This window comes from Demequina lignilytica (genome assembly GCF_030418375.1).
Classification (GTDB): domain Bacteria; phylum Actinomycetota; class Actinomycetes; order Actinomycetales; family Demequinaceae; genus Demequina; species Demequina lignilytica.
Window position 1 is genome coordinate 1 of sequence record NZ_JAUHPZ010000001.1, and the last position, 16,141, is coordinate 16,141.

Consider the following 16,141-nt stretch of genomic DNA (forward strand, 5'->3'; position numbering starts at 1 on the left):
CCCCCCCCGCCCGGGGCCCCCCCCCCGGCCCCCCCCGGTCGCGTACACTTGAAGCCGCTCAACATCGTCTGGGAGAACCGTGACCATCCTCACCACCATCCTCTGGGTCCTGCTCGTCGTGACCTCGCTGCTGATCATCACCCTCGTGCTCATCCACCGGGGTCGTGGCGGCGGCATCACCGACATGTTCGGTGGCGGCATCGCCTCGGGCATCCAGTCCTCGGCGGTCGGTGAGAGGAACCTCTCGCGCATCACGTGGGCCACAGGCATCGCCTGGGGCATGATCGTGGTGCTGCTCGGTCTCGTCTCCCGCTTTTCTGTCTAACCAACGGAGGTAGATCCCATGGCAGGGGGCAACGCCATCCGAGGCTCGCGCGTCGGCGCAGGGCCCATGGGCGAGGACGAGCGCGGCGAGTCCGCGCCTCGCCAGGTCGTCTCGTACTACTGCGCGCGGGGTCACGTGACCTCGCCCAGCTTCGCCACCGGCGAGGACCAGGAGATCCCGGTCGAGTGGGACTGCCCGCGCTGCGGGCTCCCCGCCGGCCTGGACCAGGCGAACCCGCCTGAGCCCATCCGGAACGAGCCGTACAAGACGCATCTCGCGTATGTGAAGGAGCGTCGCACGGATGAGGAGGGCGCGGCCCTTCTCGACGAGGCGCTCACCTCGCTCCGCGTCCGTCGCGGCGACACCGTCGCCGCGGACTGACCGCACGCGTGCCAGGGCCGCGGCTCCCGATCGGGAGCCGCGGCCCTGACGCGTGTCCGGGGACGATGCGCGGATCAGGAATGATGGGACGCGTCCCGGGGTTGTCCCGGCGACGGAAGGAGCATCCATGCTGATCGAGATCGAGTACTGCGTGCCCTGCGGCTACCTGCCGCGCGCGACGGAGGCCCAGACGCGCCTGCTGGAGGAGTTCGGCAACGCGATCGACGGCGTCACCCTGAAGACCGGCCGCAAGGGCGTGTTCACGTTCCGCGCGGACGGCGAGGAGATCTACGCGAAGCCCGCAGAGTTCGATATCGACGGGATCGTCGCGACGGTCCGGGGCCTGCTCCCGGAGCAGCCGGGGGTGCAGGCCGAGGGCCGCGACCTGCTGATGGGCAAGCGTCACTGACCTCACCCCCACGGACGCTCCGCACGGATGTCGTGCTGACACGCCGGTGATCGGCGCCGATCGTGGGTCGGCCGTCGGCGTGTCGCGGAGGGTTCCGTGCGTGCTGTCCCGTGGGCGGGCGCCCGGGCCCTCAGACCTTCGCGACGGCCTCGGCGTCCACGAGCCACAGGGTCTCGGCTGAGCCTCGCACCGCCGCCGCGGGCAGCGACAGGTCGCCGTGCAGGGCGCGGGCGACCACGTCGGCCTTCGCGGCGCCCGCGGCCACCACCCACACGCGCTTGGCGCGGCGGATGGACTCCAGGGACAGCGAGACGCGCGTCGGCGGCGGCTTGGGGGAGTCGTGCACCGGCAGCGCCTCGACGCCGCGCACCTCGTAGCCCGGATGGCCCGGGAACAGCGAGGCGACGTGACCGTCGGGTCCCATGCCGAGCATCAGGACGTCCCACGCGGGAACGCCCGCGGACGCGATCTGGTCCGCGTAGGCCGTTGCGGCCTCCTCGACCGAGCCGAACGCGTCCGACGCGCCCATCCGGTGGATGTTCTCCTCGGGCAGCGGCAGGCTCCCCAGCAGCGCCGCCTGGGCCTGCCCCTCGTTGCGGTCGGGGTCGCCGGCGGGCACGAACCTCTCGTCGCCCCACCAGGCGTGGACCGAGGTCCAGTCGATCTGGCGGGCGAGGGGGGACGCGGCGGCGGACTCGAGGGTCGCGATGCCCACCGTGCCGCCCGTGAGCACCACGTCGGCGCGGTCCTGCACGGTGAGCGTGTCGATGATCGCGAGCAGCAGACGGGCGGCCGTGGCCTCGGCGACGGCGACGGCGTCGGTGTGGACCACCACCCGGGTCGGGGCGGTCACAGCGAGACCACCATCTGCCCCGCGAAGGCCTCGAGCACCTCGCCGTAGACGTCGTCGGAGTCCAGCCTGCGGAGCTCCTCCGCCAGCGTGTCCTCGAGCGACCGCGCCGGCAGCGCGATCACGTGGTCGGGCTGACCGGGCTGCGAGATGGTCGCGTTGTGGCCGTCCGGACGCGCGATCGAGACGGGCCCGGACGGGGTCTCGAGGATGATGTGCTGCAGCGCGGAGACGGACGCGTCGTAGGTCGCCTCGATCTCGCAGCCGAGCGTGTGCTTGAGCCAGGCCCCGAGCATGAGGATCGAGGGGCTGTTCATGTCGCCGTGGATCCGCGCGAGCGAGACCTCGGGCACCCGCACCTGGTCGAGGGCGGAGGCCAGCAGCGCGCGCCAGCGGGTGAGGCGGGCCCACGCGAGGTCGGTGTCGCCCGGCTTGTAGCACTTCGCCAGGTGGAGGAGCGTGCCGGCGGGGTCGGTCTCGCCCTTGCTGTCCGTGATGCGGCGCTGCGCCATCCGGCCCAGCTCGAGCCGCGACATGTTCTCGGGCACGCCTGCGGGCCACCACACCACGATGGGGGCGTCCGGCAGCAGCAGCGGGGTCACGAGCGTGTCGTCGTGGCCGATCTGCTCGCCGCTGGGACGCAGCAGGATCACCTCGGAGGCGCCCGCGTCGCCGCCGACGCGAATCTCCGCGTCCAGCCGCGCCTCGGACGCCTCGCCCGGGGCGATCACGATGATCCGGCAGGGGTGCTCGCGCGAGGCCACGTTCGCGGTGGCGATCGCCTGCTCCGCGTCGGCGCCGGAGGCGTCGATCACGAGGGTCATGACGCGGGCGAGCGTGATCACGCCGCCCTCCTTGCGGGACTCCACGAGCGCCTTGTTGATCGCGCCGGTGGTGGTGTCGGGCATCTCGATGATCATGGGCGCCTCCAGGCACGTCCGTCACGGGCCATCATCTGGTCGGAGCCCGCGGGGCCCCACGTGCCGGAGCGGTACTGCTCCGGCTGGCCCTGGGTCTCCCAGAAGTCGGTGATCGGGTCGAGGATCTTCCAGGAGAGAGCGACCTCCTCCTGGCGGGGGAACAGCGGTGGGTCGCCCAGCAGCACGTCGAGGATCAGGCGCTCGTACGCCTCCGGCGAGCTCTCGGTGAAGGCGTTGCCGTACGCGAAGTCCATGGTGACGTCGCGCACCTCCATGGTGGTGCCGGGGACCTTCGAGCCGAAGCGCAGCGTCACGCCCTCGTCGGGCTGCACGCGGATCACGAGCGCGTTCGAGCCGGTGTCGCCGCCGGAGATCTCCTGGAAGTAGGGCGACGGCGCCTTCTTGAAGACCAGCGCGATCTCGGTGACGCGGCGGCCCAGCCGCTTGCCCGCCCGCAGGTAGAAAGGCGTGCCGGCCCATCGGCGGTTCGGCACCTCGAGCTTGATGGCGGCATAGGTCTCGGTGATGGAGTCGGGGGAGATGCCGTCCTCGTCGAGGAAGCCGCCCACCTGCTCGCCGCCGCGCCAGCCGGCCGCGTACTGACCACGCGCGGTGCCCTCGCCGAGGTCCTCGGGGAGCACCGTGGAGCGCAGCACCTTCTCCTTCTCCATGCGCAGGTCGTCGGCCTCGAAGGAGGCGGGCTCCTCCATGGCGGTGAGGGCGAAGAGCTGGAGAAGGTGGTTCTGGATCACGTCGCGGGCGGTGCCGATGCCGTCGAAGTAGCCGGCGCGCGAGCCGATGCCGATGTCCTCGGCCATGGTGATCTGCACGTGGTCGACGTACTGGGCGTTCCAGATGGGCTCGAACAGCTGGTTCGCGAAGCGCAGCGCGAGCAGGTTCTGGACCGTCTCCTTGCCCAGGTAGTGGTCGATGCGGAACACCGAGTCGGGCGGGAACACGTCGGAGACCACGGCGTCGAGCCGCTCCGCCGACACGAGGTCGTGCCCGAAGGGCTTCTCGATCACCACCCGGCGCCAGGTGTCCTCCTTGGGCGCGGACAGACCGGACTCGCGCAGCTGCGTGACCACCTGGGGGAAGGCCGATGGCGGGATCGACAGGTAGAACGCGTGGTTGCCGCCGGTGCCGCGCTCACGGTCGAGGTCCTCGACGGTCTGGCGCAGCCGCTGGAACGCCTCGGGGTCGTCGAAGGTGCCCTGCACGAAGCGGATGCCCTCGGCGAGCTGCTGCCACGTCTCCTCGCGGAAGGGCGTGCGCGCGTGCTTCTTGACGGAGTCGTGCACCACCTGCGCGAAGTCCTGCTCGTCCCAGTCGCGGCGGGCGAAGCCGGTGAGGGCGAACGCGGGCGGCAGGAGGCCGCGGTTGGCGAGGTCGTAGACCGCCGGCATCAGCTTCTTGCGGGCCAGGTCGCCGGTGACGCCGAACATGACGAGGCCGCAGGAGCCCGCGATGCGGGGAAGCCGGCGATCCCGGGGATCGCGCAACGGATTGTTCACAGTGGGACCTTCCCTGGGGGACGAGGAGAGGGGTCGCGACAGCGCTCGGTCCATCCTACGGCGCGGCCGACGGTCGCCGGGACGCAGGAAGGGGGCCCCGCGAGGGACCCCCTTCCTGGAACGATGCGGGGCGGCTCAGCCCGCGGCGGCGATGCTCTCGCGTGCCTGGGCCGCGACGTTCTCCGCGGTGAAGCCGTACTTCTTGAGCAGCAGGCCTCCCGCGGCGGACTCGCCGAAGTGGTCGACGCCGACGACGCGACCGGCATCGCCGACGACCTCGCGCCAGCCCAGCGGGGAGCCCGCCTCGACCGACACGCGGGCCTTGAGCCCGGCGGGGATGACCGACTCGCGGTACTCCGCGGACTGGCGTGCGAAGCGCTCGAGCGACGGCGCGGAGACCACGCGTGCGGTGACGCCGTCGGCCGCGAGCAGGTCGCGCGCGCCGAGCGCCACCGCGACCTCGGAGCCGGTGGCGATGATCACCACGTCGGCGTCCTCGTCCGCGCCCGCGAGGACGTAGGCGCCCTTGTCGACGCCGTCCGCGGAGGTGCCCTCGAGCACCGGGAGGTTCTGGCGCGACAGGATGATCGCCGAGGGGCGGTCGGTCGTCTCGAGGATCGCCTTCCACGCGAAGGCGGTCTCGTTGGCGTCCGCGGGGCGGATCACGTCGAGGCCCGGGATCGCGCGAAGAGTGGCGACGTGCTCGATCGGCTGGTGCGTGGGGCCGTCCTCGCCCAGGCCCACGGAGTCGTGCGTCCACACGAACGTGGTCGGGATCTGCATCAGCGCCGCGAGCCGGACCGCGGGGCGCATGTAGTCGGAGAACACCAGGAACGTGCCGCCGTAGGTGCGGGTGAGACCGTGCAGCGTGATGCCGTTGAGGATGGTGCCCATGCCGAACTCGCGGATGCCGAAGTGCAGCGTGCGGCCGTACCACTGGCCGTCCGGGAACGAGTGCGTGGAGCGGCGGGGCGGGAGGAACGAGGGCTCGCCGTCCATGGTGGTGTTGTTCGAGCCCGCGAGGTCGGCGGAGCCGCCCCAGAGCTCGGGCAGCACGGGCGCGAGGGCGGTCAGCACCTTGCCGGACGCCGAGCGGGTCGCGACGGAGGCGCCCGGCTCGAACGCGGGCAGCGCGGTCTCCCATCCCTCGGGAAGCTCGCGGTTCACGAGGCGGGCGAGGAGGGCGGCGCGCTCGGGGTTCTCGGCCTCCCAGCGCGAGAAGCCGGCGTTCCACTCGGAGTGGGCCGCCTGGCCGCGCTCCTTGACCTGCTGCATGTGGGCGAGGATCTCGGGCTCGACGACGAAGGACTGCTCCGGGTCGAAGCCGAGCACCTCCTTGAGGCCCGCCACCTCGGCGGCGCCCAGCGCGGAGCCGTGGACCCCGCCCGAGTTCTGCTTGGTGGGCGAGGGCCAGCCGATGATGGTCGACAGCCGGATGAACGAGGGCTTGCCGGTCTCGGCCTTGGCGGCCTCGATGGCCGCGTAGAGAGCCTCGGGGTCCTCCAGGTAGCCGTCCTCGGTGATCCAGTTCACGTGCTGGGTGTGCCAGCCGTAGGCCTCGTAGCGTGCGACGACGTCCTCGGTGAAGGAGATGTCGGTCTCGTGCTCGATCGAGATGCGGTTGTCGTCCCAGATCACGACCAGGTTGCCGAGCTCCTGGGTGCCCGCGAGGGCCGATGCCTCGTGCGAGACGCCCTCCTGGAGGTCACCGTCGCCCGCGATCACGTAGACGAAGTGGTCGAACGGCGACTCGCCGGGGGCGGCGTCGGGGTCGAGCAGGCCGCGCTCGCGACGGGCGGCCATGGCCATGCCGACCGAGGATGCGATGCCGGTGCCCAGCGGGCCGGTGGTGATCTCGACGCCGTCGGTGTGGCCGTACTCGGGGTGGCCGGGGGTGAGCGAGTTCTCGGTGCGCAGCGCCTTGAGGTCGTCGAGCGACAGCTGGTAGCCGGACGCGAACAGCTGCAGGTAGAGCGTCAGCGACGAGTGGCCGGCGGACAGGACGAACCGGTCGCGGCCCAGCCAGTGCGAGTCGGACGGGTCGTGCCGCATCACGTTCTGGAACAGCAGGTACGCGGCGGGCGCGAGCGAGATCGCGGTGCCGGGGTGGCCGTTTCCGACCTTCTCCACGGCGTCGGCGGCGAGGACTCGGAGGGTGTCGACCGCGCGGCGGTCGGCATCGGTCCAATTGATGGTCACAGGGGTCTCCCTTGACGTGGCTCGGGGTGGCTGACGGGGCCAGCCTACCCGGGTCGCGCCCGTGAGGCGCGCCGTTTGTCGAGCGTTAACATTCCGACACCCGGATGCAACCGCTTCCGGTCGGCGCGGGCTGCGGGCGAGGCGGGCGGGGAGGACCTAGGTCACGGCTAGACTGTGCTCATGCCGTCCGTCGCCACCGAGGCCCATGCGCCCGTGCCCGCGCTGACCGGACGCGCGACGGCGATGCGCCGGCTGAAGGCGTACGTCGCCCTCACCAAGCCGCGGATCATCGAGCTGCTGCTCGTCACGACGGTGCCCACCATGGTGCTGGCGGCCGACGGGTGGCCGTCGCTCGGGCTGCTGCTCGGCACCCTCGTGGGCGGCGCGCTGTCCGCGGGCGGCGCCAACGCGTTCAACAGCTACCTCGACCGCGACATCGACGCGGTGATGAAGCGCACGAGCCGCCGACCGCTGGTGACGGGGGAGGTGAGCCCGCGCGCCGCGCTCGTCTTCGCGTGGACGCTCTCGGTGGTCTCGACGCTGTGGTTCTGGCTCGTGGTCGGATCCCCGCTCGCCGCGGTGCTCTCGGTGCTCGCGATCGTCGGTTACGTCGTGGTCTACACGATGCTTCTCAAGCGCCGCACCGCGCAGAACATCGTCTGGGGAGGCGCCGCGGGCTGCATGCCGGTGCTGATCGGCTGGGCCGCCGTCACGCAGTCGCTGTCGTGGACGCCGGTGCTGCTGTTCCTCATCATCTTCTTCTGGACGCCGCCGCACTACTGGCCGCTGTCGATGAAGTTCAAGGGCGACTACGAGAACGCCCGCGTGCCGATGCTCCCGGTGATCGCGCCCACCCGCAAGGTCGCGTTCGAGATGATCGCGTACGCGATCGCCATGGTGGCGACCACCGTCGCCCTCGCCTGGGTCGCGGACATGACGTGGATCTACCTGGGCGTCGCCGCCGCGGCGGGCGCCTGGTTCCTCTGGGGGACCGTGTCGCTCTACCGCCGCGCCCGCTCCGGCGCCGACCGGCTCAAGGAGATGCGCCTCTTCCACGCGTCGATCACGTACCTGACGCTCGTCTTCGCCGCCATCCTCGTGGATCCGTTCATCACCGACGTGCTCTCGGTCCGCTGACATGCTCGGGCGGCAGCGCGACGCCTACCTGGCGCACGTCACCGTCGAGCGCGGCCTCAGCACCAACACGGTCGCGGCGTACCGCCGCGACCTGGACCGCTACGCGGCCTTCCTCGACAGCCGCGGGGTCGACGACCTCGCCCGGGCCACCGCCTCCGACGTCGCCGCGTTCGCCGAGGCGATCGGCACCGGCTCCGACGGCCGTCGCGCGCTGGCGCCCGCATCGTCCTCCCGGACGGTGATCGCCGTGCGCGGATGGCACCGCTTCGCGGTGCTCGAGGGGTGGACGCAGCAGGACCCCGCCGCGGGGGTGAAGCCGCGCGCGGTGCCGAAGCGGCTCCCCAAGGCCATCTCGACCGACCAGATCGGGGCGATCCTGGACGCCGCCGGCACCGGCGAGGGCGTGGCGCCGCTGCGTGATCGGGCGCTGCTCGAGCTGGTCTACGCGACGGGCGCGCGCATCTCCGAGGCCGTCGGCCTCGACGTCGACGACGTGGTCCTCGAGCCCGGCGAGGAGAGCGTGCTGCTGCGCGGCAAGGGCCGCAAGGAGCGCATCGTCCCGCTGGGCGGCTACGCCGCACGCGAGATCGGGGCCTACCTGGTGCGCGCGCGGGCGCCGCTCGCGCAGGCCGGGCGAGGGACCCCCGCGCTGTTCCTGAACGCGCGCGGCGGGCGCCTGTCGCGCCAGTCGGCCTGGACCATCCTGCGTGCCGCGGCCGAGCGCGCGGGGGTCGAGGGAGTGTCGCCGCACACGCTCCGCCACTCGTTCGCGACGCACCTGCTGTCCGGCGGTGCCGACGTCAGGGTCGTGCAGGAGCTGCTCGGCCACGCCTCCGTGACCACCACCCAGATCTACACGCTGGTCACCCGCGACAGCCTCCGCGAGGTCTACGCGGCGACCCACCCGCGCGCCCGCTGAGCGGTCGCTACCAGCGGCGGTAAGGTTGGCGCGTGACCGACTTCCCCGCCCCTGCGACCCTGTCCGGCCATGGTCCCGCGCGCGTCGTCGCGCTGTGCAACCAGAAGGGCGGCGTGGGGAAGACCACCACCTCCGTGAACCTCGCCGCGGCGCTCGCCGAGTACGGGCGCCGCGTCCTCATCATCGATTTCGACCCGCAGGGCGCCGCCTCGGCGGCGCTCGGGATCAACGCGGACTCGCTCGAGAGCACCGTCTACAACCTGCTGATGGAGACGGGGGTCGCGACGCGCGACGTGATCCTTCCGACGCAGGTGGAGGGCCTCGACCTGCTCCCGGCCAACATCGACCTGTCGGCGGCGGAGGTGCAGCTCGTGGGCGAGGTGGCGCGCGAGAGCGCGCTGGCCAGGTCGCTCCGGCCCGTGCTCGACGACTACGACGCAGTCCTCATCGACTGCCAGCCGTCGCTCGGGCTCCTCACCGTCAACGCGCTCGTCGCGGCGCACGGCGTGGTGATCCCGCTCGCCGCGGAGTACTTCGCGATGCGCGGCGTCAAGCTGCTCGTAGACACCATCAGCAAGGTGCAGGACCGCCTCAACCCGCGGCTCACCATCGACGCGATCGTGCCGACGCTCTACGACGGCCGCACCCTTCACGCCCAGGAGGTCGTCGAGCGCGTGCGCGACGCCTTCGGGGACCGCGTGACCGACACCATGATCCACCGGACGGTGAAGTTCCCCGACGCGACCGTGGCCGCCGAGCCCATCACCACCTTCGCCCCGTCCCACGCGGGCGCGCAGGCCTACCGGCAGCTCGCTCGCGAGCTCGTGGCGCGCGGGGTCGCCGCCTAGCGTGACGGCCGAGCTCGCGGCGGAGGGCCCGAAGGGCTTCGAGGTCCACCTCGACAACTTCGAGGGACCCTTCGACCTGCTGCTCAGCCTCATCTCCAAGCACCAGCTGGAGATCACGGAGGTCGCGCTGGCCCGCGTCACGGACGAGTTCCTCGCGACCATCGCCGCATGGGAGAGCGACTGGGACCTGTCGCAGGCCTCGGAGTTCCTGGTGGTCGCCGCGACGCTGCTCGATCTCAAGGCCGCGCGGCTGCTGCCGCAGGGCGAGGTCGACGACCTGGAGGATCTCGAGCTGCTCGAGGCCCGCGACCTGCTGTTCGCGCGGCTGCTCCAGTACCGCGCCTTCAAGCAGGCGTCGGGGGAGTTCGCGGCCATGCTCGAGGCGCCCCGTCGAGTGCCGCGCGACGTGCCGCTCGAGCCGCAGTTCGCGATGCTGCTCCCGGAGCTGGTGTGGACGGCGACCCCGGATCTGCTGGCGCAGCTCGCTGCGCATGCGCTGCAGCCCAAGGCGGCGCCGGCGGTGAGCATCGCGCACCTGCACAACCCCGCCGTGAGCGTGCGCGAGCAGGCGGCCGTGATCACGGGCCGGCTGCAGCGTGAGGGCGCGGTCAGCTTCCGCTCGCTGGTGAACGATGCGGGGCACGTCAGCGTGGTGGTCGCGCGGTTCCTCGCGCTGCTCGAGCTGTTCCGTGAGGCCGTGGTGGCCTTCGATCAGGTACGCTCCCTCGGCGAGCTCACGGTCCGCTGGACCGGAGGCGACATCTCCGTGGAGGTGTCCGCGGAGTTCGACGAGGACGATGCGCTGGGGGTCGCGCGCGCGGCGGATCAGGGCGAGGAGGACAGGTGACCGACACGAGGGTGAGGGGAGCGCTCGAGGCGGTGCTGATGGTGGTTGACGAGCCCGTCGCCGCCGCCGATCTCGCGGTGGCGCTCGACGTTCCCGAGCCGGAGGTGCGTTCCGCCCTCGAGGCGATGCGCGACGAGTACGCCGACCCGGACGCGCCGCGCGGCTTCGAGCTCCGGGAGGTCGACGGCGGCTGGCGCATCTACTCGTCCCGGCTGTTCGCGGACGTCGTCGGCAGGTTCGTGGTCGACGGCCAGTCGGCGCGGCTGTCCCAGGCGGCTCTCGAGACCCTCGCCGTGGTGGCGTACCGTCAGCCGGTGACCCGCGGGCAGGTCTCCCAGATCCGTGGCGTCAACGTCGACTCCGTCATGAAGACGCTCGCCGCGCGCGGGCTGGTCACCGAGGTCGGCGAGCTGGGCGGCGCCCTGCTCTACGGCACCAGCACGGAGTTCCTCGAGCGGATGGGCCTGTCCTCGCTCGACGATCTGCCGCCGCTCGCGCCGTACCTGCCCGACCTCGCCGATATCGACGGGGAGGGACGCTGATGGCCGAGCTCGAGATCCACCGCCCGGAGGGCGTGCGGCTCCAGAAGGTGCTCGCGGCGGCGGGCGTGGGCTCCCGTCGCAAGTGCGAGGACCTGATCGAGGCAGGTCGGGTGACGGTCGACGGCCAGATCGTGGACCAGCTCGGAGTGCGCGTAGACCCCGACGAGGTGGTCATCGAGGTCGACGGCGAACGCATCAGCGTCGACGCGAACCACGTGACGGTGGTGCTCAACAAGCCCTTCGGCGTCGTGTCCACCATGAGCGACCCGCAGGGCCGGCCCGCGCTCGACACGTTCGTCGAGAAGTACGACCAGCGTCTGTTCCACGTCGGGCGCCTCGACGCCGAGACCACGGGGCTGCTCCTGCTGACCAACGACGGCGAGCTGGCGAACCGCCTCGCTCACCCGACCCACGGCGTCGAGAAGATCTACGTCGCGAAGGTGCGGGGGCGCATGACCAAGGCGCAGTGCACGCTGCTCAAGTCGGGCGTCGATCTCGACGACGGCCCCGTGCGCGCCACGGACTGCGTCATCCTCGACACGGCGAAGGACTCCACGCTGGTCCAGGTGTCCCTCCACGAGGGTCGCAACCGCATCGTCCGTCGTATGCTCGACAAGGTCGGCCATCCCGTGCTCGAGCTGGTGCGCACCCAGTTCGGACCGATCCGGCTCGGCGTGATGGCGCCCGGCGAGCTGCGCGAGCTGACACCCGCCGAGGTGGGCAAGCTCATGCACATCGCGGGCCTCTGAGGTCGACGCCCCGGACCTCCGGGGGACCACCGCGACCGCCGGAGGGTCGCCCCGGTGCCGATACGATGGTCGCCATGACCACCCGAGCGATCCGTGGCGCCATCACGATTGACCGCGACGAGCGCGAGCACCTCCACGAGCGCACCCGCGAGCTGGTCGCGGCGATCATGCGGGAGAACGACCTCACGACGGACGACGTCATCTCGGTGATCTTCACCTGCACCCCCGACATCGTCAGCGACTTCCCGGCGGCCGCCGCGCGCGAGATGGGCTTCGGAGCGGTCCCGCTGATGTGCGCCCAGGAGATGCCCGTGCCCGGCGCGCTGCCCCTGGTGGTGCGGCTGATGATGCACGCGGAGACCGACCGGGCGCGCGACCGGATCGTCCACGTCTACCTCCGCGGGGCGGTCGCGCTGCGGCGCGACCTCGCGCAGTAGGAGAGACGGCGGCATGAGCGACACGCTGCCCCGCACCCACATCGTCGGTGCGGGACTCATCGGAGCGAGCATCGGCATCGGCCTGTCCGCCGAAGGCTGGCCCGTCACCATCGCGGACGCCGACGCCCAGGCGGAGGCCCTCGCCCGATCGATCGGCGCTGGCGGCACGCTGGGGGAGCAGTCGCCGGACCTGGTGATCGTGGCGACACCGCCCTCGGTCGCCGGTGCGATGGTGGTCCACGCGCTGCGGACCTGGCCCGACGCCGTCGTCACGGACGTCGCGAGCGTGAAGGCGCCCATCGCCGAGGCGGCTGACGCCACGGGCCAGGGCGCACGGTACGTCGGCTCGCACCCGATGGCGGGCCGGGAGCTGTCGGGAGGGCTCGCCGCGCAGGGCGACTTGTTCAAGGCGCGTCCCTGGGTGATCTGCCCGAACGGCGCCGCCGCGGCGGCCGTCGAGCTCGTGCTTCGCGTGCCCGCGGCGCTGCAGTGCGACGTCGTGACCATGGAGGCGGCGGCGCACGATGCGGCGGTCGCCCGCGTGTCGCACGCTCCGCAGGTGGCCGCGTCCGCGGTGGCGGCGGCGCTCGGCGCCCTGCACTCCGACGATGTCGCGCTCGCCGGGCAGGGCCTGCGCGACGTGACCAGGATCGCGGGTTCCGCGCCGGGCATGTGGGCGGACATCGCCCGCCTCAACCGCGGACACCTGGTCGAGACGCTCGACCACATCATCGCCGACCTCGAGGACCTGCGTGAGTCGGACGACATCGGCGAGGCCGTCACCGATCTCATCGAGCGCGGCCGCTTCGAGGTCGCGCGCATCCCGGGCAAGCACGGCGGCGCGACCCGCGACTGGGCGGGCGTCACCGTGATCGTCCCCGACGAGCCGGGCCACCTGCTCAAGCTGCTCGGCGACACGGCGCAGGTCGACGTGAACGTCGAGGACATCACCATCGAGCACTCGCCGCGGCAGCCGGTGGGACTCACGACGCTCTACGTGCTGCCCTCCCGCGCCGCCGAGCTCGTGGCCGCGCTCGAGAGCCAAGGTTGGGAGATCGCCGCATCATGACCGGAGTGTCCGTCGCCATCGATGGTCCCGCGGGGACCGGGAAGTCCACCGTCGCGCGCGAGGTCGCGCGACGCCTCCGCCTCGCCTACTTCGACACCGGCGCCACGTATCGCGTCGGGACGCTCTGGTGCATGCGCGAGGGTGTCGACCTCGCGAACCAGGACGACGTCGCCGCGATGGTCGAGACCATGAACGTCTCGATGGTGCTCGACCCGCGCAACCCCCGCGTGATCCTCGAGGACGACGACGTCACCTCGCTGATCCGCTCCGACACGGTCGCGCTGACGGTCTCGAAGGTGGCGACCAACCTGGAGGCGCGCGCCGCGCTCGGCCAGTGGCAGCGTGACGTCATCGCGGCGGAGGTCGCGGGCGGCTTCTCCGAGGGTCGCGGCGTCGTGACCGAGGGTCGCGACATCACCACGGTGATCGCGCCCGACGCGGACGTCCGCATCCTGATGACGGCGGACGAGGAGGTGCGCGTCGCCCGGCGCGCCGGCGAGGGTGCCGACGCCGCCACCGTGCGGGAGGCCGTGCTCGGACGGGACAAGAAGGACGCCACCGTGGTGAACTTCCACACCGCCGCGGACGGCGTCATCACCGTGGATACCACCGACCTCACCATCGAGGAGGCGGTCCAGGCTGTCATGGACCTCGTGATCGCCGTCCGGCCCGAGCTCGCGCCCACGCCGCCCCGCATCGGCGACGCCGCGGATGCCGACGGCGCCGACGAGGGCACCGCGTGAGCCCTGCCGTCCCGTCCCGGTGGGGGCCGCGCTGGTCCCGCTGGGTGGGCAGGTTCCTCGCGCGCGTCCTCTGGCGCACCGAGGTGCGCGGCCGCGACAACGTGCCGCGCACGGGCGCCGCGATCGTGGTGTGCAACCACCTGGGCCTGATCGATGGGCCCGTGGTCCACGGCGTGATCCCGCGGGGCTCGCACTTCCTCATCCGCATCGAGATGATGACCGGCCCGCTCGGGGGCATCCTGCGTGCCGCGCAGCAGATCACCGTCGAGGGGGCGGGTCGCGAGGCCCTCGCCCAGGGCCTCGCGGTGCTGCGGCGGGGTGACGTCATCGGCGTGTTCCCCGAGGGCACCCGTGGAGCCGGCACCGCGACGGCGGTCCACGGCGGCGCCGCGTGGCTGGCCATCCAGTCGGGAGCGCCGGTGGTGCCGACCACGATCGTGGGCTCCCGTCGCACGGGCGAGTCGGTGAACATCTGGCCGCGGCCGGGACGTCGGCTGCTGGTCGCCTTCGGCGAGCCGGTGGTGCTGACGCCCCCGCCGGAGGTGCGCGGCGGCAGGGCCAAGCAGGAGTGGGCGGCCGAGCGGCTCGCCGAGGCGCTGCGGCAGCAGGTGGCCCGTACCCTTGAGACGACAGACCTCGAGCTTCCGCTCGACGACCCGCGACGCGAGAATCGCGGCGGAGAGGACCAGGCATGAGCGACGAGCTCCCCGCACCCCACGAGTCGGACGCCCCCGAGTCGCTGGACGAGATCCGCGAGGCCGCGCTGCGTGCCGGCCTCGAGGAGTACGACCTCACCCCGGAGGACCTGGCGGAGCTCACCGGTGAGGCTCTTCCGGACACCGAGGAGGCGCTCCCGGTCCTCGCGATCGTGGGACGCCCCAACGTCGGCAAGTCGACCCTGGTGAACCGCATCATCGGCAAGCGGCTCGCGGTGGTCGAGGACAAGCCCGGCGTGACCCGCGACCGGGTCGCGTACCGCGCCGAGTGGGCGGGGCGCGACTTCACGCTGCTCGACACCGGCGGCTGGGAGAAGAACGTCACCGGGATCGACCTCTCGGTCGCCCAGGCCGCGGAGGCTGCGATCGAGATGGCCGACGCCGTCCTGTTCGTGGTGGACGCCATGGTGGGCGCGACCGCGACGGACGAGCAGGTGGTGCGGCTGCTGCGCAAGGCCGAGAAGCCCGTGGTGCTCGCCGCGAACAAGGTCGACGGACCGCAGGGGGAGCTCGAGGCCGCGGCGCTGTGGAACCTCGGGCTCGGCGAGCCGTACCCGATCTCCGCGCTGCACGGTCGCGGCACCGGTGATCTGCTCGATGCGGCCATGGCGGCCCTGCCGACGGAGCTTCCGCAGGTCGAGATCGCGGAGGACGCACCCCGCCGCATCGCGCTGGTGGGCCGGCCCAACGTCGGCAAGTCCTCGCTGCTCAACAAGCTCGCCGGCACCGAGCGCGTGGTCGTGAACGAGCTCGCCGGCACCACCCGCGATCCCGTCGATGAGCTGGTCGAGATCGGCGGCCGCCCGTGGATGCTGGTCGACACCGCCGGCATCCGCCGACGTGTCCACATGACCAAGGGCGCGGACTTCTACGCCTCGTTGCGGACCCAGACCGCCATCGAGCGGGCCGAGGTCGCGCTGGTGCTCCTCGACGGATCCACCCCGCTCACCGACCAGGACCTGCGCGTGGTGCAGCAGGTGGTCGACGCGGGTCGCGCCATGATCTTCGTGTTCAACAAGTGGGACCTGGTTGGCGAGGACGAGCGGTTCCTGCTCGAGCGCTCGATCGAGAAGGACATGGTCCAGCACTCCTGGGTCCCGCGCGTCAACCTCTCGGCGCGCACCGGCTGGCACACCAACCGGTTGCTGCCCGCGATCGATCTGGCGCTGTCGAGCTGGGACCAGCGGATCTCGACCGGGCGTCTCAACTCGTTCCTCGGCGAGCTGGTCGCGGAGCATCCGCACCCGGTGCGCTCCGGCAAGCAGCCGAAGATCCTGTTCGCGACGCAGGCCGCCACGCGTCCGCCGCGCTTCGTGATCTTCGCCTCGGGCTTCCTCGACCCGCAGTATCGGCGGTTCATCGAGCGCCGCCTGCGGGAGAACTTCGGCTTCGAGGGCACGCCCATCCAGATCTCGGTCCGCGTGCGCGAGAAGCGGGGCAAGCCGCGCAAGTAGCGGCCGGCGGGTTCGCGAGCTCACGCCTGCGCGGCTGTCCTGCGGGGCGGCGCGACCGCATCTTCATCCGCATCGGTCGTCG

General features: G+C 72.0%; 18 protein-coding genes. 14 read left to right on the top strand and 4 right to left on the bottom strand.

What is annotated here, in order from left to right; genetic code table 11:
- The first annotated feature begins 79 nt into the window (after window positions 1–79).
- The 3 genes from secG (at window position 80) to QQX13_RS00015 (ending at window position 1,115) form a co-directional block, all read left to right on the top strand.
- Window positions 80–325: a preprotein translocase subunit SecG gene (gene secG, locus QQX13_RS00005; protein ID WP_301144130.1), complete on the top strand. Its 246-nt coding sequence runs from the start codon at window positions 80–82 to the stop codon at window positions 323–325.
- A gap of 18 nt (window positions 326–343) precedes the next feature.
- A complete protein-coding gene (locus QQX13_RS00010) occupies window positions 344–706 on the top strand; it encodes an RNA polymerase-binding protein RbpA (protein ID WP_301144131.1) in 363 nt (120 codons plus the stop codon).
- A 127-nt stretch (window positions 707–833) separates the two neighbouring features.
- A complete protein-coding gene (locus QQX13_RS00015) occupies window positions 834–1,115 on the top strand; it encodes an Rdx family protein (protein ID WP_301144132.1) in 282 nt (93 codons plus the stop codon).
- Between the two features lie 130 nt (window positions 1,116–1,245).
- Here QQX13_RS00015 and pgl read toward each other — a convergent pair whose 3' ends face one another.
- The 4 genes from pgl to tkt all read right to left on the bottom strand — a co-directional run bounded on the left by pgl (window position 1,246) and on the right by tkt (window position 6,598).
- Window positions 1,246–1,968, bottom strand: a complete 723-nt coding sequence (pgl, locus tag QQX13_RS00020) for a 6-phosphogluconolactonase (protein WP_301152009.1) — start codon at window positions 1,966–1,968, stop codon at window positions 1,246–1,248.
- Entirely contained in the window at window positions 1,965–2,885 is a 921-nt protein-coding gene (locus QQX13_RS00025; protein ID WP_301144134.1) for a glucose-6-phosphate dehydrogenase assembly protein OpcA, read from the bottom strand. Before QQX13_RS00025 ends, pgl begins: the two co-directional genes overlap by 4 nt.
- Window positions 2,882–4,399: a glucose-6-phosphate dehydrogenase gene (gene zwf, locus QQX13_RS00030; RefSeq protein ID WP_301152011.1), complete on the bottom strand. Its 1,518-nt coding sequence runs from the start codon at window positions 4,397–4,399 to the stop codon at window positions 2,882–2,884. Before zwf ends, QQX13_RS00025 begins: the two co-directional genes overlap by 4 nt.
- 135 nt (window positions 4,400–4,534) lie before the next feature.
- Complete coding sequence (tkt, locus tag QQX13_RS00035; RefSeq protein WP_301152012.1) at window positions 4,535–6,598, bottom strand: transketolase; 2,064 nt, start codon at window positions 6,596–6,598, stop codon at window positions 4,535–4,537.
- Window positions 6,599–6,778: 180 nt separating this feature from the next.
- Here tkt and QQX13_RS00040 point away from each other — a divergent pair, with 180 nt between their 5' ends.
- The 11 genes from QQX13_RS00040 to der all read left to right on the top strand — a co-directional run bounded on the left by QQX13_RS00040 (window position 6,779) and on the right by der (window position 16,059).
- The gene (locus tag QQX13_RS00040) at window positions 6,779–7,735 is read left to right on the top strand and encodes a heme o synthase (protein ID WP_436968536.1); all 957 of its coding nucleotides are present in this window, start codon (window positions 6,779–6,781) and stop codon (window positions 7,733–7,735) included.
- A gap of 1 nt (window position 7,736) precedes the next feature.
- Window positions 7,737–8,654, top strand: coding sequence for a site-specific tyrosine recombinase XerD (locus QQX13_RS00045; RefSeq protein WP_301144137.1), 918 nt, complete (start codon window positions 7,737–7,739; stop codon window positions 8,652–8,654).
- Between the two features lie 32 nt (window positions 8,655–8,686).
- Window positions 8,687–9,502, top strand: coding sequence for a ParA family protein (locus tag QQX13_RS00050; protein ID WP_301144138.1), 816 nt, complete (start codon window positions 8,687–8,689; stop codon window positions 9,500–9,502).
- Between the two features lies 1 nt (window position 9,503).
- Complete coding sequence (locus QQX13_RS00055; RefSeq protein ID WP_301144139.1) at window positions 9,504–10,349, top strand: segregation and condensation protein A; 846 nt, start codon at window positions 9,504–9,506, stop codon at window positions 10,347–10,349.
- Entirely contained in the window at window positions 10,346–10,891 is a 546-nt protein-coding gene (scpB, locus tag QQX13_RS00060; protein WP_301152013.1) for an SMC-Scp complex subunit ScpB, read from the top strand. Before QQX13_RS00055 ends, scpB begins: the two co-directional genes overlap by 4 nt.
- Window positions 10,891–11,640: a pseudouridine synthase gene (locus tag QQX13_RS00065; RefSeq protein WP_301144140.1), complete on the top strand. Its 750-nt coding sequence runs from the start codon at window positions 10,891–10,893 to the stop codon at window positions 11,638–11,640. The genes scpB and QQX13_RS00065 overlap by 1 nt, the downstream gene beginning before the upstream one ends.
- Before the next feature lie 74 nt (window positions 11,641–11,714).
- A complete protein-coding gene (gene aroH / locus QQX13_RS00070) occupies window positions 11,715–12,077 on the top strand; it encodes a chorismate mutase (protein ID WP_301144141.1) in 363 nt (120 codons plus the stop codon).
- Between the two features lie 13 nt (window positions 12,078–12,090).
- Entirely contained in the window at window positions 12,091–13,146 is a 1,056-nt protein-coding gene (locus QQX13_RS00075; protein ID WP_301152015.1) for a prephenate dehydrogenase, read from the top strand.
- Window positions 13,143–13,889, top strand: a complete 747-nt coding sequence (cmk, locus tag QQX13_RS00080; RefSeq protein WP_301144143.1) for a (d)CMP kinase — start codon at window positions 13,143–13,145, stop codon at window positions 13,887–13,889. Before QQX13_RS00075 ends, cmk begins: the two co-directional genes overlap by 4 nt.
- A complete protein-coding gene (locus tag QQX13_RS00085; RefSeq protein ID WP_301152016.1) occupies window positions 13,886–14,584 on the top strand; it encodes a lysophospholipid acyltransferase family protein in 699 nt (232 codons plus the stop codon). The genes cmk and QQX13_RS00085 overlap by 4 nt, the downstream gene beginning before the upstream one ends.
- Window positions 14,581–16,059 carry a ribosome biogenesis GTPase Der gene (gene der, locus QQX13_RS00090; RefSeq protein WP_301144145.1) on the top strand — a complete coding sequence of 493 codons (1,479 nt, stop codon included), beginning with the start codon at window positions 14,581–14,583 and terminating at the stop codon, window positions 16,057–16,059. Before QQX13_RS00085 ends, der begins: the two co-directional genes overlap by 4 nt.
- Window positions 16,060–16,141 lie beyond the last annotated feature (82 nt).

Excerpts from the sequence above, each read along its gene's own strand:
- QQX13_RS00010 (WP_301144131.1), top strand. The coding sequence starts at position 344 with ATGGCAGGGGGCAACGCCATCCGAGGCTCGCGCGTCGGCGCAGGGCCC.
- QQX13_RS00015 (WP_301144132.1), top strand. The coding sequence starts at position 834 with ATGCTGATCGAGATCGAGTACTGCGTGCCCTGCGGCTACCTGCCGCGC.
- QQX13_RS00025 (WP_301144134.1), bottom strand. The coding sequence starts at position 2,885 with ATGATCATCGAGATGCCCGACACCACCACCGGCGCGATCAACAAGGCG.
- QQX13_RS00040 (WP_436968536.1), top strand. The coding sequence starts at position 6,779 with ATGCCGTCCGTCGCCACCGAGGCCCATGCGCCCGTGCCCGCGCTGACC.
- QQX13_RS00045 (WP_301144137.1), top strand. The coding sequence starts at position 7,737 with ATGCTCGGGCGGCAGCGCGACGCCTACCTGGCGCACGTCACCGTCGAG.
- QQX13_RS00065 (WP_301144140.1), top strand. The coding sequence starts at position 10,891 with ATGGCCGAGCTCGAGATCCACCGCCCGGAGGGCGTGCGGCTCCAGAAG.
- aroH (WP_301144141.1), top strand. The coding sequence starts at position 11,715 with ATGACCACCCGAGCGATCCGTGGCGCCATCACGATTGACCGCGACGAG.
- QQX13_RS00075 (WP_301152015.1), top strand. The coding sequence starts at position 12,091 with ATGAGCGACACGCTGCCCCGCACCCACATCGTCGGTGCGGGACTCATC.
- cmk (WP_301144143.1), top strand. The coding sequence starts at position 13,143 with ATGACCGGAGTGTCCGTCGCCATCGATGGTCCCGCGGGGACCGGGAAG.
- der (WP_301144145.1), top strand. The coding sequence starts at position 14,581 with ATGAGCGACGAGCTCCCCGCACCCCACGAGTCGGACGCCCCCGAGTCG.